Origin of the sequence: Pseudomonas rubra (assembly GCF_028656935.1) — a bacterium.
GTDB classification, from domain to species: domain Bacteria; phylum Pseudomonadota; class Gammaproteobacteria; order Pseudomonadales; family Pseudomonadaceae; genus Aquipseudomonas; species Aquipseudomonas rubra.
In genome coordinates this window covers 1-24,103 of record NZ_JAMDGZ010000076.1, presented here as the reverse complement: position 1 = coordinate 24,103, position 24,103 = coordinate 1, and the positions used below count along the sequence as shown (strand labels likewise).

The window sequence follows — 24,103 nt, the reverse complement described above, 5'->3', positions numbered from 1 at the left end:
TTCACGTTTGGCTGGAGAGTGCTCCATGTCATTGGCTGAAGAGCAGAAAATAGCGCGCAGAAAGGAAACCCTGCTGTTCGTGTTTCTGATTGTCTGCCTGTTCCCCCTGCTGTCGGTCGCCATCGTTGGCGGCTACGGTTTTCTCGTCTGGTTTTTCCAGCTCGTGTATGGCCCGCCCGGCCCTCCCCATGGATGACAGCGTGCATATCGCAAGCCTTGTGGTGCTCGTGCGTCCCGAGCTGTTCGAGGCGGTCAAGGCCAACCTGTGCTTGCTCGACAACCTTGAGCTGCATCAGCACAGCCCCGCCGGCAAGCTGGTGGTGGTGCTAGAGGCCAACGCCGAAGCGCAGATCCTGCAGCGCATCGAACAGATCAACAACCTGCCCGGCGTGCTCAATGCCGCGCTGATCTACCACGAACTCCTCGCCCCAGAAGGAGACCTGCCATGAGCATGACCCGCCGTGAATTTGCCAAGGCCCAGGCCGCCGCCATCGCCGCTGCAGCGGCGGGCCTGCCGATCGTGACCAGCGCCAGCAACCTGGTGACCGAAGCCGACCTGGTCAGCCTCGACTGGAACAAAGCGCCCTGCCGTTTCTGCGGCACCGGTTGCAGCGTCATGGTGGCGACCCGCGACAACCGCGTGGTGGCGACCCATGGCGACATCAAGGCCGAGGTCAATCGCGGCCTGAACTGCGTCAAGGGCTATTTCCTGTCGAAGATCATGTACGGCAATGACCGCCTGACCCAGCCGCTGCTGCGCATGCGCAACGGCCAGTACGACAAGCAAGGCGAGTTCCAGCCGGTCAGCTGGGAGCAGGCCTTCGACATCATGGCCGCCAAGTACAAGCAAGCACTCAAGGGCAAAGGCCCGGAATCGATCGGCATGTTCGGTTCCGGGCAATGGACCGTGTGGGAAGGCTACGCCGCCAACAAGCTGATGAAGGCCGGCTTTCGCAGCAACAACATCGACCCCAATGCCCGCCACTGCATGGCCTCGGCGGTCATGGGCTTCATGCGCACCTTCGGCATGGACGAGCCGATGGGCTGCTACGACGATATCGAGGCCACCGATGCCTTCGTGCTCTGGGGCTCGAACATGGCCGAGATGCACCCGATCCTCTGGAGCCGGGTCACCGACCGGCGCCTGAGCCAGCCCCAGGTAAAGGTCGCGGTGCTGTCGACCTTCGAACACCGCAGCTTTGACCTGGCGGACATTCCCATGGTGTTCAAGCCGCAGACCGACTTGTTGATCCTCAACTACATCGCCAACCACATCATCGAAAGCGGCGCGGTGAACCAGGATTTCGTCAGCAAGCACACGCGCTTTGCCCTCGGCGCCGATGACATCGGTTACGGCCTGCGGGCCAGCGATCCGCGCGAAGCCAAGGCAAAAAACGCGGACAAGGCCAACACCTGGAGCGACATCGACTTCAAGCAGTTCGCCGCCTTCGTGCGGCCCTATACCCTGCAGCGCGCAGCGAAGGAATCGGGCGTGCCAGAAGAGCGCCTGAAGGCGCTGGCCGAGTTGTACGCCGACCCCAAGCGCAAGGTGGTTTCGTTCTGGACCATGGGCTTCAACCAGCACACCCGTGGGGTCTGGGCCAACAACCTGATCTACAACATCCACCTGCTCACCGGCAAGATCAGCGAGCCGGGCAACAGCCCCTTCTCGCTCACCGGCCAGCCCTCGGCCTGCGGCACCGCCCGCGAAGTGGGGACCTTCTCACACCGCTTGCCCGCGGACCTTGTGGTAACCAACCCCAAGCACCGCGCCACCGCCGAAAAAATCTGGAAACTGCCCGCCGGCACCATTCAGGAAAAAGTCGGCTTTCATGCCGTGCAGCAGAGCCGCATGCTCAAGGACGGCCTGCTCAACGTCTACTGGACCCAGGCCAGCAACAACATGCACGCAGGTCCCAATATCATGCAGGAGGTGCTGCCGGGCTGGCGTAAGCCGGAGAACTTCGTGATCGTCTCGGATGTCTACCCGACCGTGTCGGCCCAGGCCGCCGACCTGATCCTGCCGAGCGCCATGTGGGTGGAAAAAGAAGGCGCCTACGGCAATGCCGAGCGTCGCACCCAGTTCTGGCATCAGTTGGTGACGGCCCCGGGCGAGGCGCGCTCGGACCTGTGGCAACTGATGGAGTTTTCCAAGCGTTTTACCACCGATGAGGTATGGCCTGCCGAGCTGCTGGCCAAGGCCCCCGAGTACCAGGGCAAAACCCTGTTCGAGGTACTGTACAAGAATGGCCAGGTTGACCAGTTCCGGGTCGAGCAACTGGAGCCCGGATTCCTCAACGATGAAGCCAAGGCCTTTGGCTTCTACCCGCAAAAGGGCCTGTTCGAAGAATATGCCCAGTTCGGCCGTGGCCATGGGCATGACTTGGCCAACTTCGACCGTTACCACAGCGAGCGGGGCCTGCGCTGGCCGGTGGTCGACGGCAAGGAAACCCGCTGGCGCTACCGCGAGGGTCTTGATCCGTACGTGGAGCCAGGCAGCGGCGTGCAGTTCTACGGCTACCCGGACAAGAAGGCGATTATCTTCGCCCTGCCCTACGAGCCCCCTGCCGAAGCGCCGGACGCCGACTACCCGTTCTGGCTCAGCACCGGCCGGGTGCTGGAGCATTGGCACACCGGGACCATGACCCAGCGCGTCGAAGAGCTGTACAAGGCGGTACCCGATGCCCTGGTGTACATGCACCCGGACGACGCCAAGGCGCTCAACGCCCGCCGTGGCAGCGAGGTCAAGCTGGTCAGCCGACGCGGCGAGATACGCGCGCGCATCGAGACCCGTGGCCGCAACAAGCCGCCGCGCGGCCTGGTGTTCGTGCCGTTTTTCGATGCCAACAAACTGATCAACAAAGTCACCCTGGACGCCACCGACCCGATCTCCAAACAAACCGACTACAAGAAATGCGCCGTACGCATCGAGCTGATCAGCGTGGCCTGAGGAGAACCATCATGCCTGTTCGCAGCCTGCCGTTGCTGATGTTCGCCGTCATCGGCCTCGCGCTCGCCGCCGAGGTCGACTACCCCCTCGACGCCCCGGGCCCGGACGGCCGCCGCCCGGGCGGTACCCTGACCCAGAACCTGCCGGCGCCGCCGCTGGCTAGCGACGAGAACAAGGACCTCAAGCGCGAACGCAACTACCCCGACCAGCCGCCAACCATTCCCCACACCATTCGCGGCTACCAGATCGATATCAACGGCAACAAGTGCCTGTCCTGCCACAGCCGCGCCAACAGCGCGCGCAGCCAGGCGACCATGATCAGCATCACCCATTACATGGACCGTGACGGTCAGACCCTGGCGGCGGTGTCGCCACGACGCTACTTCTGCACCCAGTGCCATGTCGCGCAGAAAGAGGTGCAGCCGCTGGTGGGCAACAGCTTCGAAACCATCGACAAGCTGCTGCAAGACGACGCCAACGCCGCGCAAAAGCCCTGAGGAGGCGCCATGCAAGCACTGTTCAGGCTGCTCAAGGAATACTGGGGCGTGCTCTGGCGCCCGAGCGTCTACTACAGCCTGGGGTTCCTGACCCTGGGCGGGTTCGTTGCCGGGATCATCTTCTGGGGCGGCTTCAATACCGCGCTCGAGGTGACCAACACCGAAAAATTCTGCACCTCCTGCCATGAGATGCGCGACAACGTGTTTGTCGAGTTCAAGGACACCATCCACTACAGCAACCGCTCGGGCGTGCGCGCCAGCTGCCCGGATTGCCACGTGCCGCATGAATGGACGCACAAGATCGCGCGCAAGATGCAAGCCTCCAAGGAAGTCTGGGGCAAGCTGTTCGGCACCATCGACACCCGCGAGAAGTTCCTCGCCCACCGCCGCGAACTGGCCGAGCATGAATGGGCGCGGCTCAAGGCCAACGACTCGCGCGAATGCCGCAACTGCCACAACTTCGAGTTCATGGACTTCACCCGCCAGAGCAAGCGCGCAGCGGCCATGCACTCGACGTCCCTGGCCAGCGGTCAGGCCACCTGCATCGACTGCCACAAGGGCATCGCCCACAAACTGCCGGATATGCGCGGGGTCCCGGGCTGGTAGCCGGCAACGCCAGGCTCAAGGCGCATTGACCACCACATAGGTGACATTGCTGCCCTGGTACTGCGGCTGGAACCAGGTCGAGCCGCACTGCAGGTAGGGGGTGTTGTAGCGCATCACCTGCACGCAGTCGGGGGGCAACTGCGCTGGCCGAAAGATCGCCCCGACCACCGCCGAGGTGGCCACCACTGTGGCGGTAACCGCTGCGGCCGTGGCAATCGGGTGGTAGTCATCGTCATAACCCCAGCGGCCGCCGCCATCGACATCGATATCAACGTCGCGGTGATTGTCGATATTGACGTTGCGCGTGCCGTTGTTGATGTTGGCGCGGTTGCCGGCATTGACCTGGCGGTTGCTGTTGACTTGCCGGTTGGCCGCGACCTGACGGTTGTCGTTGACCCGGTTGCCGGCCACATTCTGCCGCGGATTGATGCGCTGGGCCCGTTGCGCACCGGCTGGCGGTGCGCGGTTCACCGAGGCCCGGGCGTGGCCCATGGCCCTCGGGCCGGCCTCGACCGCTGGCAGCGGCAGCAGGGTCAGCAAGGACACACTCAAGAGTGACAGCAGCACAGTGTTAGTGGCGATCCTGAACATGGTGGCGCTCCCCTACTCGCTGGCTTTTTTCAATGGGATGGCGACATCGCCCTTGCCCGGCACGAAGCGGAACTTCACCTGCTTGCTGTCGGGCGCAAGGTTCCAGCTGTACTCGGCGCTGTATTCCGGTGCGCTGGCCTCACTGGTGGTGGTAATCACCAGCTTGCAGGGCAGCGGCTGCTCGGCGCGGGTCAGCCACAATTGCCAGTCGACATCGGCCTGGCGAAAAGCCAGGTGGTCGCACAACTGGCCGTTGATGGTCGCAGGGCCAATGTACAGCGCGCTTTGCAGGGCATCGATCTGGGCCTGGTCACTGCCGAACAGGAACAGGTCTTCAAGGGGCACCTGAATGCCGTAGTAGTTTTCCAGGCGGTGCAAGGTTTCGGTCAGGCTCGGCGGCGCTTCGACCGTGGTGTAGTACTTGAGGTACGGCGAGTACTGGGTCAGTTGCTTGCCGTCATAGAAGAACTCAAGGGTGCGGGTATCGCCTTCGCTGCGGGCATACAGGCGATCCTTGCCGGCCACCTGCAAGACATTGAGCGACTGGCTTTTGATCTTCTGCCCCGAGTCCAGCACCGTGTCGCGCGTGACCTGGGCACTGACCTTGAACGCCGTGAGGCTGCGCAGGTGCTCGCCCATGTCGATGACCTTGTCGATCACCCGCGGGTTGCGCACCGTCTGCCCGGGCGTGGTTTGTTCGGCCAGGGCATACAGCGGCTGGACCGCCAGCAGCAGGCCCAGAACACAGTCGAGCGGTTTCATCGGCGCACTCCGTACCTTAGGGTCGAGCCCATTAGGTATAGCCCATGTTCATCATCGCTCGGCCGCCGGTGGAAAAAACCGCGACGATCCGCGCACCCCGTCTATATTGAGCTAGTCCCCGCCCGCAGCCAGAGCGTGCGCCATGCTGGATACTCATCAGCTGATCATCTGCGAACATTGCGATTGCGTGTACCAGAAGGTCAGCCTCGGCAAGCACCAGAAAGCCCTGTGCCAGTGCTGCGGCGCCGTGCTGCAGCGCTATAACGGCCTGAGCGTGCAGCAACGCCTGGCCTTGAGCGTTACCGCACTGATCCTCTGGGTGTTCGCCAATTTCTACCCGATCATGAGCATCAGCCTCAAAGGCCTGCACAACAGCGCCACGCTGTGGGACTCGGTGCGGGCCCTGGCCACCGGGCCCATCACCTTCATCGCCCTGGTGGCGGCGATTTCGATCATCATCGCGCCGGTGTTCCAACTGTTGCTGTTGATCTGGGTGCTGGGTTTTGCTCTGGCTGGCGGCCGCGCGCCGGGGTTTATCCTGTGCATGCGCTGGCTGGAAACCCTGCGCCCCTGGAGCATGCTCGAAGTATGCCTGCTCGGCGCCATGGTGGCGGTGTTCAAGCTGGCCGGCATGCTCGATGTGTTACCCGGCATCGGCCTGTTTGCCCTGGCGGTGCTGAGCCTGCTGATCCTGCGTATCGCCGGGCGCGATATTCGCGAACTCTGGGAGCTGTTGCCATGAGCCGCCCGCCGCTGGCCGCCGAGCTCAACCTGGTGCTCTGCCATGCCTGCGGCCTGGCCTGCGACAACAGCCACCAGGCGCACACCTGCGAGCGCTGCGGCGCGCCGCTGCATGCCCACAAGCCCGACTCCCTGGCCCGCACCTGGGCCTACCTGGTCGCCGCCCTGGTGTTCTACATCCCCGCCAACCTGTTGCCGGTGATGAACACCACGCTGTTCGGCAGTGGCGCCGACAGCACCATCATGAGCGGGGTCATGGAGTTCTGGGAGCACGGTGCCTGGGACATCGCCCTGATCATCTTCATCGCCAGCATCGCCGTACCGGCCACCAAATTCGTCGCCCTCGGCCTGCTGCTGATCACCGTGCAGCGCCGCAGCACCTGGGCGCAGACCCAGCGCTCGCGGCTGTTCCGTTTCGTCGAGCTGATCGGTTACTGGTCGATGCTCGATGTGCTGGTGGTCGCCCTGGTGGCGGCGCTGGTCAAATTCCAGGCCCTGGGCGACATCGAACCGCGCGCCGGCATCCTGTTTTTCGGCATGGTCGTGGTGCTGACTATGCTTGCGGCAATGAGCTTCGACCCACGACTGATCTGGCAGCACGACAAGGAGCAGGCCGATGACTGAAACCCGCGAAGACAGGCCACAACCGGGTACGCCCGGGGTCAAGAGCCGACGCTTCAGCATTTCGCTGGTGTGGATCGTGCCGATTGTCGCGGTGCTGGTGGGTTTGTCGCTGGTGGTGCACAACGTCATGCAGCAAGGGCCGGTCATCGAGATCACCTTCAAGACCGGCCAGGGCCTGGAAGCCAACAAAACCGCAGTCAAGTACCGCAATGTGGTGATCGGCCAGGTGACCGCAGTTGAGCTGAGCCAGGACCAGAAAAGCGTCACCGCCACGATCAAGCTGGTCAAGCAGGCGGAGAATTTCACCCGCGAAGACGCCAAGTTCTGGGTGGTGCGCGCACGCATTGGCGCCGGCGGCGTGTCGGGTATTGATACGCTGCTGTCCGGCGACTTCATCGGCGCCGACTCCGGCGAGTCGAGCCGCCGTGCCAAAGTGTTCACCGGCCTTGAGTCGCCACCACCGATCACCTATGGCGAGCCGGGCAAACGCTTTTTCCTGCACGCCAGTGACCTCGGCTCGCTGGGGATCGGTTCACCGGTTTACTACCGCAAGATCCCGGTTGGCCAGGTAGTGGCCTATGAGCTGTCCAAGGACGGCAAGGGCGTGGACATCGAGGTATTCGTCAACGCCCCGAATGACGCCTACATCACCGACAATACCCGTTTCTGGAACGCCAGCGGTATCGATGTCGAGGCCGGTGCCAACGGTTTTGCCGTGCGCACCGAGTCATTGTCGTCGATCCTGGTCGGCGGCATTGCCTTCCGCGCGCCGCAGTACAACCCCGATGACCAGGTGGCCAGCGAAGACAAAGTGTTCGAGCTGTTCGAGAACGAGCAAACCGCCCTCGCCCCGCCCAACGGCAAGGCCCAGTACCTGGCCCTGCGCTTCGAGCAGGCCCTTCGCGGCCTGAAGACCGGCGCACCGGTGGAGTTCCTCGGCGTCGAGATTGGCCGGGTGGTGTCGATCAACCTGGACTTCGACGTGGAAAAACGCACCTTCCCGGTCAACGTTGGCATCGTCATCTACCCGCAACGCCTGGGCCGTGCCCACACCAAGCTGCTCAAGGCATTCAACCACGACCCCGACGATGAAAAAGCCGCCGCGCAGTTGCTCGGCACCTTCATCGACAACGGCCTGCGTGCCCAGGCCCGCAGCGGCAACCTGATCACCGGGCAGCTGTACATCGCCCTGGATTTCGACCCCAAGGCGCCCAAGGTGGTGTTCGACCCCACCGCCCGGCCGATCAGCATTCCCACCGTACCAGGCAGCCTGGAGCAATTGCAGGAACAGTTCCAGGCCATGGTCGAGCGCCTCAACCGCCTGCCGGTGGAGCGCATTGCCAACAACCTGGACGCCAACCTAGTGGAGCTGCGCAAGGGCTTGCAACAGTTCAACAGCCGCACCTTGCCGGGCGTACAGGGCACCTTGCAGGAAGTCAGCAAGACCTTGCAATCGGCCAACTCAACCCTGGCCGAAGACTCGCCCCAGCGTGAACAGTTGACCCAGACCCTGGATGAGCTGGGGCGCATGTCGCGCTCGCTGCGGGACCTGGCCGACTACCTGGGCCGCAACCCCGAATCGCTGCTGCGTGGCAGGCCCAAGGATGCCCCGGCCGACTCACTGAAACCTTCGTCGCGCAATTGACCCCAGGAGCACCGCCATGGCGCATGCCTCAAGATTTGCCGTGTTGGGCCTGGCCCTGTTGCTGGCCGCCTGTCGCAGCGACCCGATCCACTACCACACGCTGATCCCGCAGCAAGCGGTGCCGGCCAATAGCGTGGCGGTGCAACTGGAGCAGGTCAGCGTGCCGCCGCAGGTCGATCGGCCGCAAGTGGTGATCCGCCAGGGCAACAGCGGCCTGGCGATCCTGGAGACCGAATGGTGGGGAGCGACCCTGGTCGACGAGTTGCGCAATGCCCTGGCCAACCAGTTCTCCGGTACCAGCGCCGCGCCGCGCCTGGGCCTGCGCGTGGATGTGCAGCGCTTTGACTCGGTGCCCGGGCAGTACGCGCTGTTCGATGCCCGTTGGCGCTTGCGTCCGGCCAATGGCAATGGCGGTGCCAGCCTTGACTGTCGCAGCGTGATCCAGACCCCGGCCGGGGCCAGCATCGATGAGCTGGTGCTGGCCCACCAGCACAACCTCAAGCGTTTCACCGAACTGGTCAGCCAAACCGCCAGCGGCGGCGCCAGCCGTTGTCCGGCCGTTCACTAACAACCTGCTCGCCTGCCCGAGGGCCCGCTCATGGCCAACAATCGCCCGATTCACCTGGGCACCGCCCGGGAACTGCTCGACGTGCTGATCCGCGCCGGGCTGATCGCCGTATTGGTGATCGCCTGCTTCGACATCTTCAAGCCGTTCCTGAGCCTGATGCTCTGGTCGGTGATCCTGGCGATCACTCTTTACCCAGTGTGCCAGCGCCTGGGCGGCTGGCTCGGCGGGCGCCCGGGCTGGGCTGCAATCATTCTGGTGATCATCGGCCTGGCCTGCCTGATCGGCCCCTTGAGCCTGTTGGCCGCTTCGGTCGCCGACACCGTGCAGCAAGGTATCGTCGGCTTCGAGGACCAGCACATCGAAATCCCGCCGCCACCGGACAACGTCCGCGACTGGCCGCTGATCGGCGCGCCGCTGTACGGCATCTGGGCCCATGCCAGCAATGACTTGAGCTGGGCGGCGACCCAGGTCGCCCCGCACCTCAAAGGCCTGAGCAAGACCCTGCTGGCGCAACTGGCCGGCATCGGCTCGGGGATCCTGGTGTTCGTGGTCGCCCTGATCGTTGCCGGCGTGATCATGGCCAAGGGTGAAATCGGCCAGCGCACGGCGGTGGCGATTGCCAACCGCATCGCCGGCCCGCAGCGCGGCGAACAACTGGCCGAACTGTGCACCTCGACCATCCGCGCCGTGGCCCAGGGCGTGGTCGGCATCGCTTTCATCCAGATGCTGCTGGTCGGCGTCGCCCTGGTGGTCATGGGCGTTCCGGCGGCTGGCGTGCTGGCCTTGCTGGTGCTGCTGCTGGGCATCACCCAACTGCCGGTGCTGTTGATCACCTTGCCGGTGGTTATCTACGTGTTTGCCCATGACGGCGCCGGTGCCAGCACGGTGATCTTCGCCATCTGGATGTTGCTTGCCGGGCTCTCCGACAACGTCCTCAAGCCCATGCTGCTGGGCCGTGGCGTGGCCGTACCGATGCCGGTGGTGTTGATCGGCGCCCTGGGCGGCATGCTGACCAACGGCATCATCGGCCTGTTCATCGGCCCGGTGGTGCTGGCCGTGGGCTATGAGCTGTTCATGAGCTGGGTGGCGCAACCGCTCCCGGCCGAGGAACCTGCACGGAGTCAGCCCGGCGCTACAGACAGCACCATAGACTAGACTTCATGCACGGGGGGCTGGCAACGCAACACTACCGGAGGTGCACCATGAGCCAGTACCAACGCCTGTTGCTGATGGTCGGGGCCGACCTGCGTCACACCCCTGCGCTGGAGCGCGCCGCTGCCCTCGCCCGTGCCACGGGCGCGGCCTTGCACATCTGCGCCTTTATCGACGAAATCGACACCCTCGGGCTGATGAGCGGCGACGAACATCGCCTCGACACCCTGATGCAGGACAACCGCCAATGGCTGGCCGATGAAGCCACCTTGCTGCATGAAAACGGCATACACGTCACCACCGAAGTGGTCCTGACCCGTGACGTGCTGCACGCGGTGTTGGCCCAGGTAGCCGAGATCGACCCCGACCTGCTGATCAAGGAGGTGCAGCACGAGCCGTTGTTCAAACGCCTGGTGGTCGCGCCCCTGGACTGGCAACTGCTGCGCGAGTGCCCGTGCCCGGTGCACCTGGTCACCGAGGTGCATTGCCCGCTGCCGCGCATTGTGGTCGCCGCCGTCGACCCCACCCACCCCGAGCACCCGCACAGCGACCTCAACGACAGCGTGATCGCCGCTGCCGCCGACCTCGCCCACCAATGCAACGCCGAACTGCACCTGTTGCACGTGTGTGACGGCGCCCACACCCATATGGCCGACTTCGGTGCCGGCACCGTGACCATGCCGGGCTTTGAAGGCAGCGTACGCAAGTCGATCCGCAAGACCTTTGAGCAGATGGCCACGCGTCATGCGGTCCCAGCAGAGCGTCAGCACTTGCTGTCGGCGCCGATCACCCGCAGCATCGCCGAGTTCATCGCCCACAGCCGCGCTGATGTACTGGTGATGGGCAACCACCCACGCAAACTGCTCGAACGCCTGACCGGCAGCACCACCGAGCATGTGCTCGAACACCGCCTGTGCAACGTGCTGGCGATCAAGGGCGCCGCTTGAGGTTCAGGTTCATCAGCGCCTGCACACGTCAGCGGGTCAGCCTTGGCGCAACCAGTCGATAAAGCGCGCGAACAGCTCGGACTGGGAGTTGATCTGCAGCTTGAGGTAGAGGTTCTTGCGGTGCATGCGCACGGTTTCCGGCGAAATGCCCAGCTCGCCGGCGGTGGATTTCACCGAGTGACCGCGCAGGATCATCTGCGCCACTTGCCGTTCGCGCTCGGTCAGCAGCGCGCAGCCAAAGCTGTCGAACGCCGCCTGCACGCCACCCCGGCTGTGCACTTCGCCACCTGGCTCAAGGCCGTGGCGGGCAAAGCGGCTGATCAGCTCGCGGACCATCGGCTCGACGGCCTGCAGCAGGTTCAGTTGCGCAACGCTCAGGCTGCGGCCGCCACGGCCCTGGAACAGGCTCAGGGATATCTTGCTATGGGGGTCGATATCGACAATGTAGTAGCTGTCTTCGCTGCAGCCGGTGCCCAGGTAGTAGGTCTTGTAGTAGTCGCTGTCGAAGAAGTGGTCCGGGGCGATGTCCTGCAAGTGGTAAAAGCCCTGGGCCAGGCCCTTTTCCACCGCCAGGCAGAACGGGTCGAGCAGGTAGCCAGCACTGAAGTAGCGGTTGAGGATGGCGTCGCGGTAACGCTCGGGGATGCCTTGCTGGTAGAGCAGGCGCGGCGGCTGGCCATGGCGCTCTAGGCTGATCATCACCGACTCGACCGCCACCAGTTGGCTCAGGGCTGCGGCAAGGCTGGCCAGGGCATCGGCCTCGCTACTGCGGGCAAAGGCGTGCTGCAGCGCGGCATGCCATTGCTGCAGGGCGGAGAACGACAGGCAGATCGGGGTGTCGGCGCAGGCTCTGGTCATGCCTGGCAGTTTAACCCGCCTGGTGGCTGCCATGCAGCCCATCGCCGGCAAGGCCGGCTCCCACAATGGGCCAGTGTGCACTGAACCTGTGGGAGCTGGCCTTGCCAGCGATGGCTTCTCATGCACCCTCGTACAACCCTTCATGGCGCAGCTCTTCGGCGGTTTCGACAATGCATTGGCGCAAGGTCTCGACAATCTCGTCCACCTGCGCACGGGTGATGATCAGCGGCGGCGACATCACGTTCAGGTGCATGATCGGCCGTACCAGCAAGCCTTTGGCCTGGGCCCGGCGATGAATACGTTCACCGATGTTCACCTCGTCGGCAAACAGCGCCTTGCTGCCCTTGTCGGCGACGAACTCGACACAGGCCATCAGCTTCATGCAGCGCACCTGGCCCACCAGCGGCAGCACGGTCAGGGTCTGCAGGCGCTGTTCCAGGTAGCCGCCGACTTCGTCGACATGGGCCAGCAGGTTCTCCCGCTCGATGATCTCGATGTTTTTCAACGCCGCGGTGCAGCACACCGGGTGGCCGCTGTAGGTAAAACCATGGGTGAAGCAGCGGCCCTTGCCCGGCTCGGCGATGACCTTCCACATGCGCTCGGAGAAGATGCACGCACCCAGCGGCAGGTAGGCCGAGGTCAGGCCCTTGGCGGTGGTGATGATATCCGGCTGCACGCCAAACAACGCTTCAGAGGCGAAGAACTTGCCCAGCCGCCCGAACGAGGTCACCACCTCATCGGCGACGAACAGGATGTCGTAGGTCTGGCACACCTGCCACATGCGCAGGAAGTAGTCCTTGGGCGGAATGATCACCCCGCCCGAGCCCATGATCGGTTCGGCAAAGAACGCCGCGACATTGTCGGCGCCCAGCGACAGAATCTTGTCCTCGAACTCAGCCACCAGAAAGTCGAGAAACTCCGCCTCGTCCATGTCATCCGGCGCCCGGTACGGGTTGGGGTTGGACACGTGGTGGATCAGTTCATGGCCATAGTCGAACTCAGGCACCCGGTCGGCGGCCTTGTTGCCGATCGACATAGTCAGGCAGGTGGAGCCGTGGTAGGCGTTGTAGCGAGCGATCACGTGCTTCTTGTGCGGTTTGCCACGGCAGTTCTGGTAGTACTGGATCAGCCGGTAGGCGGTGTCGACCGCAGTCGAGCCACCGGTGGTGAGAAACACATGGTTGAGGTCACCCGGGGCGAGGCTGGCGAGTTTTGCGCACAGTTCGATGGCGACGTTGTTGGCCATGTCCGAAAACGGGTTGGAGTAGGCCAACTGGCGCACCTGGTCGGCGATGGCCAGGGCCATTTCTTCGCGGCCCAGGCCGATATTGGTGCACCACATGCCGCCGACGGCATCGAGAAAGCGCTGGCCATCAGTGTCGTAGATATAGGCGCCCTCGCCTTCGACGATATTCAGCGCGCCTTGCTCGGCATGTTCGTCGAACACGTGGTAACCGTGCATGTAGTGGGCTTTATCGGCTGCCACCAGGGCATCATTGGCGACGGGGGCTACGAATGTTTTGTTTGGCGTGGCCATGGCAGTGTCCTTGGCTGGGGAATAGGGGAATCAGCTACCGCTCTTGATCGTGCTCCAGACCCGGGTAATGGCGCGCATGTCCTTGCTGCTCTGAGTCTTCTGTGCGAACAGGCGCTGGCGGGTGGCGGCGTCCGGGTAGATTGCCGGGTCGTCGCGAATCTGCGCCTGCACCAATGGCGTGGCGGCAGCGTTGCTGTTGGCGTAGTGGATGTAGTTGCTGACCTTGGCGATGTTCTGCGGCTGCAGGAGGAATTCGATAAAGCGGTGGGCATTGGCCGCGTGCGGCGCATCGCTGGGCAGGTAGAAGTTGTCGAACCAGATCAGCGAGCCTTCCTGGGGAATGAAGAACGACAACTTGATGTTCTTCTTCGCCTCCTCCGCCCGCGCCTGGGCGGTGGCGTAGTCGCCGGACCAGGTCAGGGCCAGGCAGGTATCGCCATTGGGCAGGCTGGTCAGGTAGTTGACCGAGTCGAATTTCTTGATGAAGGGCCGTACCCCGAGCAGCAGCTCCTGGGCGGCTTTCAGATCGTCTGGCTTGGCGCTGTTGGGATCGCGGCCCAGGTACTTGAGGGCCAGCGGGATGACTTCGCTGGGCGCATCCATCAGGGTCACACCGCAGTCGGCAAAGCGCGAGACGATCTTCGGGTCGAACAACATCGCCAGCGAGCCAATCGGTGCATCGGCCATGCGCGCCTTGATCTTGTCGACGTTGTAGGTCACCCCGGAGCTGCCCCAGGTGTAGGGCGCAGAATACGCCAGGCCAGGGTCGTAGCCTTGCAGGTTGCTCAGCACCTGGGGGTCGAGATTGTGCCAACTGGGCAGCAGCTTTTTGTCCAGCGGCTGGAACACCTTGGCCTGGATCAGCGGCGGCACCAGGGATGCGTTGAGCACCACCAGGTCGTAGCCCGAGCGCCCGGTCAGCAGCTTGGTCTGCACCGTTTCGTAGCCGTCGAAGGTGTCGTAGACCACCTGGATGCCAGTGGCTTTTTCAAAGTCGGCGAGGGTCGTTTCGCCGATGTAATCCGTCCAGTTGTACAGCCTGAGTGTGTTGCCCGCCTCCCCGTCGGCGGCCAGCGCCGCCGTGGCCAGGGGCGCGAGCAACAGACTGGAAATCACCTTCAGTGTCTTTCGCATAGCCACTCCCTTGTGTCACCAGGATCTGCTCGGTGTGAGCCGACCGGGTTACTATCGAGGCAGAGGCTGCGCGGGACCATACCCTGAATGGGTAGGTGTCTGGTTTGTTGCGGGGCGAGCCTGTCAGGTGTACGCCGCAAGGGTTGTAGTGCTCTTGAGATCGCGGTTAGCGCGGCGTTGTCAGCTTTGGTGCAAGGCGATGGATCCCTCAAGCCAACGGATACAACTGCTCGTCAAACTGCGCCAGGCGAGGAAACACCAACGGCTGGTCATCGGACAAATGCGCCAGGCGCTGCTGGTAGCTGCGCAAAAATTCCTTGCGCGCCTCATCGCTGATGTACGGCACATGCCAGGCCACGAACGGCTCCAGCACCTCGAAACCGACATAAGCCAGGGTGCCTCGCAGGATCGGCCGTAGCATGTCCTCCAGCGGCCCGTGGATCGCACCCTCACCGAACATGTGCTCGCGCCCGCCCAGGGTCACGCTCACCAGGGCGCGCTTGCCCGCCAGCCCGCCCTGGTCATAGAAGCGCTTGCCGCCGTAGCACACCCCCGACACCAGTACCCGGTCGATCCAGCCCTTGAGCATGGCCGGCGCCGAGAACCAGAAGATCGGGAAGTTCAGCACCACCAGGTCCGCCCACAGTAGCTTGTCCAGTTCTTGCTGGATGTCAGCGGCAATCGACTGGCTTTTTACGCCCAGGCGCTGCTCCAGGGCGTACACCAGGTAATCGGGGTTTTCGCGGCTGACGAAGTCATCGGCGCTGGCCACCGGGTTCCAGTTCATCGCGTACAGGTCGCTGACCTGCACCTGATGGCCCTGGGCGGTGAAGGTTTCGACAGCCTGGTCGCGCAAGGCGGCGGTGAAGGATTGCGGCTCGGGGTGAGCGTGAACGATCAGTACATTCATTGAAAATTCCTTGAACGGTTGCTATCTCGTGAAGCTTCAACGTTGAATGGCCTTGGTCTCGACGAACTCGGCCAGGCCTTCCTCGCCCCACTCGCGGCCATTGCCCGACTGTTTGTAGCCGCCGAAGGGCGCCTGATAATTGAACGCCGCTCCATTGACAAAGCACTGCCCGGCCCGCAGTTGCCGGGCCAGTTGCAAGGCCCGCTCAGCGTCCGCCGCCCACACCGCGCTGGATAAACCAAAGGGCGAGTCATTGGCCAGAGCCAGCCCCTGGGCCTCATCGGCGTAAGGGATCAGGCACAGCACCGGGCCGAAGATCTCTTCCTGGGCGATACGCATGCGGTTGTCGACATCGGCGAACAACGTTGGCGCCACGTAGAAGCCGCGGTCCAAGTCTACCCCCGTGTCGCCGCCACACAGCAGCCGGGCACCCTCCTCCTGGCCAATGCGGATGTAGTCCAGCACGGTGCGCCGCTGCGCTGCCGAGCACATCGGGCCGAGAAAGCTATTGGGGTCTTGCGGGTCGCCCATGACCAACTTGCGGGTCTCGTCCACGGCAATGGCCAGTGCCTCTTCATAGCGGCTGGCGGGCAGCAGCATGCGGGTCAGGGCCGTACAGGTCTGCCCGGAATTGATCATCACATCCTGCACGCCATAGCGCACCGCCGCGTCCAGGTCGGCATCGGCGGTGATCAGCAACGGCGACTTGCCGCCCAGCTCCAGGCACACGCGCTTGACCGACGGCGCTGCCGCCTGGGCCACGCGCACGCCGGCGCCGGTGGAGCCGGTGAACGAGACCATGTCCACCTGCGGGTGACGCGCCAGGGCTTCACCGACCTTGGAGCCCGGCCCGCTGACCAGGTTGAAGACGCCGGCCGGCAAGCCGATAGCTTCAATCATCTCGGCCAGCAGGAATGCGTGCAGCGGGGTTTCCTGGCTCGGCTTGACCACCACCGTGCAGCCGGCGGCCAACGCCGGGGCCAGCTTGCCGATCAACTGGTGCAGCGGATAGTTCCAGGGGTTGATAAAGGCGCAGACGCCAACTGCTTCGCGCATCACCAACGAGTTGCCGACCTCGCGCACCTCGTCCATCAACCCGGCCAATTCGATGTACTGCTCAAGGCCTACAATCGGCCCGTCGACCTGCACCGCCCGGCACCATTGCACCGGCATGCCCAGCTCGTCGGTGATGACCGCCGCCATCTCATCGGCGCGGGCCTTGAGCTGATCGACCAGGGTGCGAATGTAACCGGCGCGCACGCTGGACGGGGTTTGCGACCAACTGCCAAAGGCATGGCGCGCTGCTGCCACCGCCCGGTTGACGTCGTGCTCGTCGCCCAACGGCACTCTACCGGCCACGGCTTCGGTGGCCGGATTGATCACTTCGGCCAGGCCCTGCCCCGACGGCAGTTGCCAACTGCCATCGATAAACAGCCGCGAATAGTCACGCATCGGCCTTGGCCTCCATCAGTTCGCCAGCGCAACGGGCAATGCGCTGGCAAGCCTCGCGCAGTGCCTCGGCGCCGAGCACCAGGCCCAGGCGGATATGCCCGGCGGCGCTGGGGCCGAAGGCTTCGCCGGCGAGTACCGAGACGCCGTGACGGTCCAGCAGGCGATAGGAGAACGCCTGGGCGCTGAGGCCGGTTTCGCGGATATCGACCATCACGAACATGCCGCCATCGGGCTTAAGCGCACGCAAGCCGGGGCAATCGGCCAGGCACTCGCAGACCAGGTCACGGCGCTGCCGGTAGGCTTCACGCATGGCGGCCAGCTCCGGCAGTTGTTGCTCAAGCGCCACCACCGCCGCGTCCTGGATGAAATCCGGCGAACCGTAGAGCATGCACAGCGCCAGGTTTTCCAGGTGCGTGGCCAACGCGGATGAGCCGACCACCCAGCCGACCCGCCAGCCGGTCATGGCATGGGACTTGGACAGGCTGTTCAAGGTCGCCGTGCGCTCGGCCATGCCCGGCAGGCTGCCGGGGCTGATGTGCTCGCCGTCGTACAGCAACTCGCTGTAGACCTCATCGGAAATCAGCCACAGGTCATGAGCAATGCACAACCCGGCCAGCGCCTCCCAGGTGCTGTGTGGCAGGCTGGCGCCGGAGGGGTTGTGCGGGCTGTTGAGCACCAGGGCGCGGGTCTTGGCGGTGATCCGCGCGGCAACCTCCTCGGCCTGGACCCGAAAACCGTGCTCCGGGCGCACCGGCACCGGGATCACCGTGGCGCCACAGGCGCCGAACACCGCCTCGTAGGTGACGTACATCGGCTCGGCGACGATCACCTCGTCGCCAGGGTTGAGCACGCACTGGGCCACGCAGAACAGCGCGCACTGGGCCCCGGCCAGCACCGTGACCTGGTCGGCAGCGGTGGGCTGGCCGCTGCGCTGCTGATGGCGCTGGGCGATGGCCTGGCGCAGGGCCAGTTTGCCGCGTACGTCGGCGTAATGGGTGTGGCCGTTGTGCAGGCTGTCGATGGCGGCCTGGACAATCGGCGCCGGGGTGTCGAAATCCGGATCGCCGACCGACAGCAGCAACACGTCTTCGCCCTTTTCCAGCAGTTCCAGGGCGCGGTAGTGGATGTCCCAGGCCGCAGCGCCGTCACCGGCAATACGTTGGGTCAGATCGGAAAAGCGCATGGCAGTCTCCCAAAATTGCGGTTGAAGCTCAGCGCGCGCAGGCGTGCTTGAGCTCGATCAGGGTTACGCCAGGGCGGGCAAAGCCGCTGCGCAGTTCCCGTTGCAGGTTATCCAGGCTGTGCGGTTGCGCCACAGCGCAGCCAAAGGCCTGGGCCAGGCCGATAAAGTCAGGGTTGCGCGGCAGCACGCCAATCGGCTCGATATCCAGGCCGATCATGTCGTCGCGAATCTGCCCCAGGGCGTCGTTGTTCCACAGCAGCACCACCAAGGGTCGATCCAACTCTTCGACCGCCGTTGCCAGTTCCTGGACGGTGTAGAGGAAGCCACCGTCGCCCACCAGTACCAGGCCTGGGCGATCAGCCGTGGCGAACATGCCACCAATGCCGGCGGGCAAGCCGTAGCCCAAGGTGCCGTAGCCGGTCGGGTGCAGCCAGCTGCGTGGCGCTTGGCTTGCGAAAACGTAGTTGCCGGTGTAGGCCAACTGGGTCATGTCGGTGCTGATAAAGGCATTGGCGGGCAGCTCGGCCGCCACCCGGTCAAGAATCGCCTGGTGAAGCGCCTGCAGCGGGCCATGGCTAGCCTTGACCGCCTGGCGCAGGCTGGCCACCGCGTCGCTGGCGGCGCCGGCATCGCGCGGTGTTTGCGGCAAGCGTGCGAGCAACGCTGCGACGGTCTGTTGGGCATCGCCCTGCAGGGCCAAGGCGCAGGGATAGAAGTCGTTGAACTTGCGCGGGTCGATATCTACCCGCAGCAGCTCGCCGTTGAGCGTCAGCCGTTCACGCCAGAAATCGGTGTCGGCCATTTCGGTGCCGATCGAAAGAATCACATCAGCCTCGGCGATCAGTTGCCAGCCCGCCTCCACGCACAACGACGCACCGGCATTGAGCGGCGCATCCGCTGGCAGCAGGCCCTTGCCGGCAACGCTGGTGAACAGCGGCGCGGCCAGGCGGGTGCTCAGTTGCTGCAGTTCCTGCGCCGCCGCCAGGGCGCCGCCACCGGCGATAATCATCGGCCGCTTGGCGCCTGCCAGTTTGCCAGCGGCCTGATCCAGCACGCTGCTGGCCGGCACGCCACGGCCCGGGCGACGCACCACTTCATGGCTCCAGTCACGGGCCACTGGCGCCGCCAACACATCCAGCGGCACCGAGATATGCACCGGACGCGGGCGTTCGCTGTCGAACACCGCGTAAGCACGGGCGATCAGCTCGGGCAGGTCCTCGGCGCTCAAGGCCACGGCGGAGAATGCGGTGATCGGCGCGGTCATGGCGCGCTGGTCCTGGGTTTCGTGCAGGCAGCCCCAACCTTTGCCAAGGCTTGCAGTGTGGTTGACGCTGGAAATCACCAGCATCGGGATCGAGTCGGCATAGGCCTGGCCGATGGCAGTGGCGGCGTTGGTGACGCCGGGGCCGGTGATCACGAAGCACACACCCGGCTTGCCGCTGACCCGCGCGTAACCATCGGCCATGAAGCCTGCGCCCTGCTCATGGCGGGTCAACACGTGACGGATGCCGCTGCCGGGCAGGCCGCGGTACAGCTCCAGGGTGTGCACCCCGGGAATGCCGAACACGGTGTCGACGCCGTAGTTGGCCAACAGGCGCACCAGGGCCTGGCCGCCGGTCAATGGGCTGTTGTTGTGCATGTTCATCTCCTTACACCTGGCCGAGGCGAATCAACGCATCGACGGCGGTGGTGCCCCGGGCACCGACCATTAATGGGTTTACATCCAGCTCCAGCAACTGCCCGGCGTTTTCGCAGGCGTAGTCGGCGACCGCACGGATCGCCGCCACCAGCGCCTCCATATCCCCCGCGTCACGGCCACGAAAGCCCTGGAGCAAAGCGGCGCTGCGCAGTCCAAGCACGGCGTTGCGGATGGCGCCGTCGGTGGTCGGCAGCAGCAGGCTTTTACTGTCTTTGAGCAGTTCGACGAGGATGCCGCCGGTGCCGATCACCAGAGCCAGGCCAAAGTCGTTCTCACGCTTGATACCGACAATCAGCTCGGCCAGCGGCGCACTGGCCATGGGTTCGAGCAGCACCTGATCGAAGGCTACCCCTGGCGCATAGGCCGCAATCCGCGTGCGCATCTGCTCCAGCGCCGCGCCCAGGGCATGGGCGTCACGCAGGTTGAGGGCCACGGCGCCAGCTTCGGTCTTGTGCGGCAGTTGCGCACTGACCGCCTTGAGCACCAAGGGATAGCCAAGGCGTTGAGCATCGTTGAGTGCCTGCTCCGGGCTGCTCAGTACGCCCTTGGGCACCGTCAGGCCAAACGCCTGCAAAGCTTGCTTGGACTGCCACTCGTTGAGCAGCTCGCCCTCACCTTGCAGTGCCTGCGGACACAATGGCGGCAGCGCCGACTCGCCGAGCTCGAGCAGTGCCTGGCGCCTGGCCTGGTAAGCGGCAATCCGCCCCCAGGCCGCCAAACCATCCTCGACGCCCTGCAGCGCGGCAATGCCATGGGCATGCAAACGCTCGCGGGCAAAGGCCGGCAGCAGTTCGGGCAAGGCCGAGGTAACAAAGCCGGTCTTGCCGTGACGCTTGAGCGCCGCGCAGTACAGTTCCAGCAGCAGGTCGCACTCCTTGCGCTCGCCGGTAAACTCGGCCGGGTAGTCGAGCACCAGCATCGCCGCGTCGGCCTCGCTGCGCAGGGCGCTGTCGAGCATGGAATCCAGCGCTGCAGCGTCGCCCCAGATCGCCGTGGTGAAGTCCAGCGGGTTGACCAGGTTGGCGTAACTTGGCAGCACCTGCGCCAGTTCGCCGACCTGGCTGTCATCCAGCGCAGGCAGGCTCAGGTCGTTGCGTTCGGCATAGTCGGCAATCAGCCCGGCATCCCCCCCCGAGCAGGCCAGGGCAATCAGCCGGCCACCCTTGGGCAATTCACCGCAGGCCGCAGCCTTGAGGGTTTCGACAAAGCTCACCGGGCCGCTGACGCGGATCACCCCCAGGCGCTCGAACAGGCTGTCGTACAGGGCGTCGGAGCCGGACAACGAGCTGGTGTGACTCAGCGCCAGCTCGGCGCCGATCTGCGACACCCCGGTTTTCAGGGCGATGATCGGGATGCCCTTCTCCAGCGCCTTGTGCGCAGCGCGGGCAAACCCCGGTACGTTCTTCAGGCCTTCCAGGTGCAGGCCGATGGCGGTGACCCGTGGCTCATCGAGCAGCGCATCCATCAGCTCGGCAATGCCGATCTGCGCCTGGTTGCCCACCGAGGCCATATAGGCCACCGGCAGCGAACGGTCGCTCATCGACAGGTTGTAGGCAAAATTGCCGCTCTGGGTCAGCACCGCCACGCCCTTCGCTACCGCCTTGCCGCCGTGAGCCACCGGCCACAGCGCGGCGCTGTGCAGGTAATCGAGCAGGCCGTAGCAATTGGGGCCGAGCAATGCCATGTCGCCGGCCGCTTCGAGCAGTTGCTGTTGCAGGGCCTGGCCCTGGGCACCGGTTTCGGCAAAACCCGAGGCATAACAGATCGCCCCGCCGGCGCCCTTGGCGGCAAGCTCCGCCACGCAGGCCAGGGTCAGTTCGCGGTTGGTGGCGATGAACACCGCATCCGGCGCACACGGCAGCTCGGCGACACTGGCCACGCAGGGCACACCGTCGAGGCTGTCGTGCTGCGGATTGACCAGCCACATCTGCCCCTGGTATCCGCCCTCGGCGCAGCGCTTGAGCGCCCGGGCCATGCTGCGCCCGCCAACGAACGCCAGGTGGCGCGGGGCGAGCAGGCGTTTGAGGTTGTTTCGTAACATGAGCAGGCTCCTGATCAGCGCAACAGCGGGCGCAGCAGTTCACGGGAAATGATGTGCCGCTGGATCTCCGAGGTGCCCTCCCAGACCCGCTCGATCCGCGCATTGCGCCAGATCCGCTCGACCGGCCCTTCGTCCATCAGGCCCATGCCGCCGTAGATCTGCACCGCCTCGTCGGCAACCTTGCCCAGCACTTCACTGGCAAACAGCTTGGCCATGCCCGCCTCACCGTCGGTCATGCTGCCCTGGTCCATCTTCCAGGCGGTGTGCAGGGTCAACAGCTCGGCAGCGCGAATCTGCGTGGCCATGTCGGCGAGCTTGAACGAGATGCCCTGGTAGGTGCCGATCGGCTGGCCGAACTGCTTGCGGTCGGCCGCCCATTGCAGCGACACATCCAGGGCGCGCTGGGCCTGGCCGACACAGTTGGCAGCGACCATCACCCGCCCGGCGGTGAGCCAGGAGTTGGCCACTTCCCAGCCCTTGCCGATTTCACCCAACACCTTGCTGGCTGGCACCTTGCAGTCATCGAAGAACAGTTCGAAGGTGTGGTAACCACGGTTGCTCACGCACTTGGGCCCGCGGCGGATGGTCATACCCGGAGTGCCACGGTCAACCAGGAAGGCCGTCACCGCGTTGCGCTGCTTGCCGTTGTGCTCGTAGGTGTCGGTAACGGCAAAGACAATGGCGAAATCGGCATGCCCGGCATGGCTGATGAAGTGCTTGCTGCCGTTGAGCACAAAGTTGTCGCCCTCGCGCACCGCGCGGGTCTTGATTGCATTGGCGTCGGAGCCTGCGCCTGGCTCGGTCAACGCAAAGCAGTCGGTCTTCTCGCCCTGGATGCACGGCAGCAGGTAATCGTTGATCTGTTCATTCTTGCAAGCCATGAGGATCTTCGACGGCCGCGCGACGAACACATGCAGGGCCCAGGAGACCTTGGACAGCTCGCGCTCGATCAGCGCCTGGGACAGGTAGTCCAGGCCGCCACCGCCGACTTCCTCGGGCATGTTGAAGGCATAGAAGCCTGCGGCAATGGCTTTACCGCGAATCTGCGCGGCGAGCTCTGGTGAGACTTCGTCGGCGCGGTCGACCGCCTCTTCATGGGGCAGTAACTCCTTGGCGACAAAACTGCGTACCGCTTCCACCAACATTTGTTGTTCTTGGGTCAGTTGGAAATTCATGAGTCGGTCCTGAAGAAGTTCGTGTAAGTGCTTATTTACCAACGAATTTAGCGGCGCGCTTCTCGACTGCTGCGCGCAAGGCTTCGGCGCCATCGACGCTGCGTCCGCAGAGCAAGCCTGCGGCCAGTTCCGCCGGCAGCTGTTCGGCCAGGGTGCGCTGGGCGCCATCGCGGAGCAGGCGTTTGGTTTGCGCAAACGCGAAGGTCGGGCCATTGGCCAGGCGTCCGGCCAGCTCGGCAGCCACCGCCAGCAACTGGTCATCGGCGCACACCTCGCCTACCAGCCCGGCGGCCAGGGCGCGCTCGGCACCCCACAGCTCATCGAGAAACAGCAGGCGCTTGGCCTGTTCGCTGCCGATCAAGCGTGGCAGGTGCCAGCTCGCCCCGGCATCCGGGCTGTAGGCCATGCTGGTGTAGCCGGCCTTGAAGCGCGCCGAAGCCGCCGCTACGCGCAGGTCGCAGCACAGGCTCAGGTCCATGCCGGCGCCGACGGCGGTGCCGTTGATGGCGGCAATGGTTGGCTTGTCGAGGCTGTGCAGGCGCTGCATCAGGGCGTGGGCGGTTTCGGTCCAACCGTAGTTTTCCAGGTCGCCCCGGGCCTCGGCCGCGGCCCATTCGGCCAGGTCCGCCCCGGCGCAGAAGCTGCGGCCGCTGCCGGTCAGGACCACTACGCGCACTCCCGGATCGGCGTTGTGGGCTTCGAGCAGGGCGTGGAGGGTTTTCAGGCTGGGGATGTCCAGCGCGTTGCGCTGATCCGGGCGGTTGAGGGTGATCCAGGCAATGCCGGCTTCGACCTGGCTGAGCAGCGACGCAGGAGTGGTCATGGGTGGCCTCGAATTATTGTGGTTGGTGTGAGGTGGTGTGACGCCATACTAAACGAGTGTTCAACAAGGCGGCAATTGGCTGGATTTGTTGCTGTAACAGATGAAGTTACGCAGTTAATCAACTGTAATTAATAGGTTTTTATTTCAGATCGGAGACCGCTATCGAACACCTGTTACAACTTTGTACAACTGATCGCGGGGCAAGCCC

Annotated in this window: 23 protein-coding genes; 11 read left to right on the top strand and 12 right to left on the bottom strand. The window is 64.4% G+C overall.

Translation table 11 applies throughout. The features are described 5' to 3' along the window. Positions 1-25: 25 nt before the first annotated feature. Genes napE through M5G17_RS26070 form a run of 5 tightly spaced genes read left to right on the top strand, consistent with a single transcriptional unit; the run spans position 26 to position 4,053 of the window. Positions 26-196, top strand: coding sequence for a periplasmic nitrate reductase, NapE protein (gene napE, locus M5G17_RS26090; RefSeq protein WP_273895742.1), 171 nt, complete (start codon positions 26-28; stop codon positions 194-196). Then, positions 189-449, top strand: a complete 261-nt coding sequence (locus M5G17_RS26085) for a chaperone NapD (protein ID WP_130264748.1) — start codon at positions 189-191, stop codon at positions 447-449. Before napE ends, M5G17_RS26085 begins: the two co-directional genes overlap by 8 nt. Next, positions 446-2,950, top strand: coding sequence for a nitrate reductase catalytic subunit NapA (gene napA, locus M5G17_RS26080; protein ID WP_273895741.1), 2,505 nt, complete (start codon positions 446-448; stop codon positions 2,948-2,950). The genes M5G17_RS26085 and napA overlap by 4 nt, the downstream gene beginning before the upstream one ends. 11 nt (positions 2,951-2,961) lie before the next feature. Continuing rightward, positions 2,962-3,447 (top strand): nitrate reductase cytochrome c-type subunit, encoded by a 486-nt coding sequence (locus M5G17_RS26075; protein WP_273895740.1) that lies wholly within the window; start codon positions 2,962-2,964, stop codon positions 3,445-3,447. 9 nt (positions 3,448-3,456) lie between these two features. Beyond that, on the top strand, positions 3,457-4,053 hold the full coding sequence (locus M5G17_RS26070; RefSeq protein WP_273895739.1) for a cytochrome c3 family protein: 597 nt from the start codon (positions 3,457-3,459) through the stop codon (positions 4,051-4,053). A 15-nt stretch (positions 4,054-4,068) separates the two neighbouring features. Here the strand turns inward: M5G17_RS26070 and M5G17_RS26065 are convergent, their stop codons facing one another. Continuing rightward, positions 4,069-4,644, bottom strand: coding sequence for a hypothetical protein (locus M5G17_RS26065; protein WP_273895738.1), 576 nt, complete (start codon positions 4,642-4,644; stop codon positions 4,069-4,071). Positions 4,645-4,656: 12 nt separating this feature from the next. Next, positions 4,657-5,406: a DUF2092 domain-containing protein gene (locus tag M5G17_RS26060; RefSeq protein WP_273895737.1), complete on the bottom strand. Its 750-nt coding sequence runs from the start codon at positions 5,404-5,406 to the stop codon at positions 4,657-4,659. Between the two features lie 142 nt (positions 5,407-5,548). Here M5G17_RS26060 and M5G17_RS26055 point away from each other — a divergent pair, with 142 nt between their 5' ends. Genes M5G17_RS26055 through M5G17_RS26030 form a run of 6 tightly spaced genes read left to right on the top strand, consistent with a single transcriptional unit; the run spans position 5,549 to position 11,083 of the window. Beyond that, positions 5,549-6,148: a paraquat-inducible protein A gene (locus M5G17_RS26055; protein ID WP_130264754.1), complete on the top strand. Its 600-nt coding sequence runs from the start codon at positions 5,549-5,551 to the stop codon at positions 6,146-6,148. Further along, positions 6,145-6,771 carry a paraquat-inducible protein A gene (locus tag M5G17_RS26050; RefSeq protein WP_273895736.1) on the top strand — a complete coding sequence of 209 codons (627 nt, stop codon included), beginning with the start codon at positions 6,145-6,147 and terminating at the stop codon, positions 6,769-6,771. The genes M5G17_RS26055 and M5G17_RS26050 overlap by 4 nt, the downstream gene beginning before the upstream one ends. Beyond that, positions 6,764-8,416 (top strand): PqiB family protein, encoded by a 1,653-nt coding sequence (locus M5G17_RS26045; protein ID WP_273895735.1) that lies wholly within the window; start codon positions 6,764-6,766, stop codon positions 8,414-8,416. The genes M5G17_RS26050 and M5G17_RS26045 overlap by 8 nt, the downstream gene beginning before the upstream one ends. 16 nt (positions 8,417-8,432) lie before the next feature. Then, positions 8,433-8,984 carry a PqiC family protein gene (locus tag M5G17_RS26040; RefSeq protein WP_273895734.1) on the top strand — a complete coding sequence of 184 codons (552 nt, stop codon included), beginning with the start codon at positions 8,433-8,435 and terminating at the stop codon, positions 8,982-8,984. Positions 8,985-9,014: 30 nt separating this feature from the next. Further along, positions 9,015-10,139 (top strand): AI-2E family transporter, encoded by a 1,125-nt coding sequence (locus M5G17_RS26035; protein WP_273895733.1) that lies wholly within the window; start codon positions 9,015-9,017, stop codon positions 10,137-10,139. A gap of 47 nt (positions 10,140-10,186) precedes the next feature. Further along, positions 10,187-11,083, top strand: a complete 897-nt coding sequence (locus tag M5G17_RS26030; protein WP_273895732.1) for a universal stress protein — start codon at positions 10,187-10,189, stop codon at positions 11,081-11,083. A 36-nt stretch (positions 11,084-11,119) separates the two neighbouring features. Here the strand turns inward: M5G17_RS26030 and M5G17_RS26025 are convergent, their stop codons facing one another. The 10 genes from M5G17_RS26025 to M5G17_RS25980 all read right to left on the bottom strand — a co-directional run bounded on the left by M5G17_RS26025 (position 11,120) and on the right by M5G17_RS25980 (position 23,895). Next, the gene (locus tag M5G17_RS26025) at positions 11,120-11,941 is read right to left on the bottom strand and encodes a helix-turn-helix domain-containing protein (protein WP_273895731.1); all 822 of its coding nucleotides are present in this window, start codon (positions 11,939-11,941) and stop codon (positions 11,120-11,122) included. Between the two features lie 118 nt (positions 11,942-12,059). Continuing rightward, positions 12,060-13,478 carry an aminotransferase gene (locus M5G17_RS26020; protein WP_273895730.1) on the bottom strand — a complete coding sequence of 473 codons (1,419 nt, stop codon included), beginning with the start codon at positions 13,476-13,478 and terminating at the stop codon, positions 12,060-12,062. 30 nt (positions 13,479-13,508) lie between these two features. Beyond that, entirely contained in the window at positions 13,509-14,612 is a 1,104-nt protein-coding gene (locus tag M5G17_RS26015; protein WP_273895729.1) for a polyamine ABC transporter substrate-binding protein, read from the bottom strand. 208 nt (positions 14,613-14,820) lie between these two features. Beyond that, positions 14,821-15,522, bottom strand: coding sequence for an NAD(P)H-dependent oxidoreductase (locus M5G17_RS26010; protein WP_273895728.1), 702 nt, complete (start codon positions 15,520-15,522; stop codon positions 14,821-14,823). Between the two features lie 36 nt (positions 15,523-15,558). Continuing rightward, positions 15,559-16,974, bottom strand: coding sequence for an aldehyde dehydrogenase family protein (locus M5G17_RS26005; protein ID WP_273895727.1), 1,416 nt, complete (start codon positions 16,972-16,974; stop codon positions 15,559-15,561). After that, positions 16,967-18,157 carry a pyridoxal phosphate-dependent aminotransferase gene (locus tag M5G17_RS26000; protein WP_273895726.1) on the bottom strand — a complete coding sequence of 397 codons (1,191 nt, stop codon included), beginning with the start codon at positions 18,155-18,157 and terminating at the stop codon, positions 16,967-16,969. Before M5G17_RS26000 ends, M5G17_RS26005 begins: the two co-directional genes overlap by 8 nt. Positions 18,158-18,185: 28 nt before the next feature. Continuing rightward, positions 18,186-19,802: a 5-guanidino-2-oxopentanoate decarboxylase gene (locus tag M5G17_RS25995; RefSeq protein WP_273895725.1), complete on the bottom strand. Its 1,617-nt coding sequence runs from the start codon at positions 19,800-19,802 to the stop codon at positions 18,186-18,188. A gap of 4 nt (positions 19,803-19,806) precedes the next feature. Continuing rightward, entirely contained in the window at positions 19,807-21,897 is a 2,091-nt protein-coding gene (locus M5G17_RS25990; protein ID WP_273895724.1) for an acetate--CoA ligase family protein, read from the bottom strand. A 14-nt stretch (positions 21,898-21,911) separates the two neighbouring features. Further along, complete coding sequence (locus M5G17_RS25985) at positions 21,912-23,072, bottom strand: acyl-CoA dehydrogenase family protein (protein ID WP_273895723.1); 1,161 nt, start codon at positions 23,070-23,072, stop codon at positions 21,912-21,914. A gap of 31 nt (positions 23,073-23,103) precedes the next feature. Then, positions 23,104-23,895, bottom strand: coding sequence for an enoyl-CoA hydratase/isomerase family protein (locus M5G17_RS25980; RefSeq protein ID WP_273895722.1), 792 nt, complete (start codon positions 23,893-23,895; stop codon positions 23,104-23,106). Positions 23,896-24,103: the final 208 nt, after the last annotated feature.

Excerpts from the sequence above, each read along its gene's own strand:
- napE (WP_273895742.1), top strand. The coding sequence starts at position 26 with ATGTCATTGGCTGAAGAGCAGAAAATAGCGCGCAGAAAGGAAACCCTG.
- M5G17_RS26085 (WP_130264748.1), top strand. The coding sequence starts at position 189 with ATGGATGACAGCGTGCATATCGCAAGCCTTGTGGTGCTCGTGCGTCCC.
- napA (WP_273895741.1), top strand. The coding sequence starts at position 446 with ATGAGCATGACCCGCCGTGAATTTGCCAAGGCCCAGGCCGCCGCCATC.
- M5G17_RS26075 (WP_273895740.1), top strand. The coding sequence starts at position 2,962 with ATGCCTGTTCGCAGCCTGCCGTTGCTGATGTTCGCCGTCATCGGCCTC.
- M5G17_RS26070 (WP_273895739.1), top strand. The coding sequence starts at position 3,457 with ATGCAAGCACTGTTCAGGCTGCTCAAGGAATACTGGGGCGTGCTCTGG.
- M5G17_RS26065 (WP_273895738.1), bottom strand. The coding sequence starts at position 4,644 with ATGTTCAGGATCGCCACTAACACTGTGCTGCTGTCACTCTTGAGTGTG.
- M5G17_RS26060 (WP_273895737.1), bottom strand. The coding sequence starts at position 5,406 with ATGAAACCGCTCGACTGTGTTCTGGGCCTGCTGCTGGCGGTCCAGCCG.
- M5G17_RS26055 (WP_130264754.1), top strand. The coding sequence starts at position 5,549 with ATGCTGGATACTCATCAGCTGATCATCTGCGAACATTGCGATTGCGTG.
- M5G17_RS26050 (WP_273895736.1), top strand. The coding sequence starts at position 6,145 with ATGAGCCGCCCGCCGCTGGCCGCCGAGCTCAACCTGGTGCTCTGCCAT.
- M5G17_RS26045 (WP_273895735.1), top strand. The coding sequence starts at position 6,764 with ATGACTGAAACCCGCGAAGACAGGCCACAACCGGGTACGCCCGGGGTC.
- M5G17_RS26040 (WP_273895734.1), top strand. The coding sequence starts at position 8,433 with ATGGCGCATGCCTCAAGATTTGCCGTGTTGGGCCTGGCCCTGTTGCTG.
- M5G17_RS26035 (WP_273895733.1), top strand. The coding sequence starts at position 9,015 with ATGGCCAACAATCGCCCGATTCACCTGGGCACCGCCCGGGAACTGCTC.
- M5G17_RS26030 (WP_273895732.1), top strand. The coding sequence starts at position 10,187 with ATGAGCCAGTACCAACGCCTGTTGCTGATGGTCGGGGCCGACCTGCGT.
- M5G17_RS26025 (WP_273895731.1), bottom strand. The coding sequence starts at position 11,941 with ATGACCAGAGCCTGCGCCGACACCCCGATCTGCCTGTCGTTCTCCGCC.
- M5G17_RS26020 (WP_273895730.1), bottom strand. The coding sequence starts at position 13,478 with ATGGCCACGCCAAACAAAACATTCGTAGCCCCCGTCGCCAATGATGCC.
- M5G17_RS26015 (WP_273895729.1), bottom strand. The coding sequence starts at position 14,612 with ATGCGAAAGACACTGAAGGTGATTTCCAGTCTGTTGCTCGCGCCCCTG.
- M5G17_RS26010 (WP_273895728.1), bottom strand. The coding sequence starts at position 15,522 with ATGAATGTACTGATCGTTCACGCTCACCCCGAGCCGCAATCCTTCACC.
- M5G17_RS26005 (WP_273895727.1), bottom strand. The coding sequence starts at position 16,974 with ATGCGTGACTATTCGCGGCTGTTTATCGATGGCAGTTGGCAACTGCCG.
- M5G17_RS26000 (WP_273895726.1), bottom strand. The coding sequence starts at position 18,157 with ATGCGCTTTTCCGATCTGACCCAACGTATTGCCGGTGACGGCGCTGCG.
- M5G17_RS25995 (WP_273895725.1), bottom strand. The coding sequence starts at position 19,802 with ATGAACATGCACAACAACAGCCCATTGACCGGCGGCCAGGCCCTGGTG.
- M5G17_RS25990 (WP_273895724.1), bottom strand. The coding sequence starts at position 21,897 with ATGTTACGAAACAACCTCAAACGCCTGCTCGCCCCGCGCCACCTGGCG.
- M5G17_RS25985 (WP_273895723.1), bottom strand. The coding sequence starts at position 23,072 with ATGAATTTCCAACTGACCCAAGAACAACAAATGTTGGTGGAAGCGGTA.
- M5G17_RS25980 (WP_273895722.1), bottom strand. The coding sequence starts at position 23,895 with ATGACCACTCCTGCGTCGCTGCTCAGCCAGGTCGAAGCCGGCATTGCC.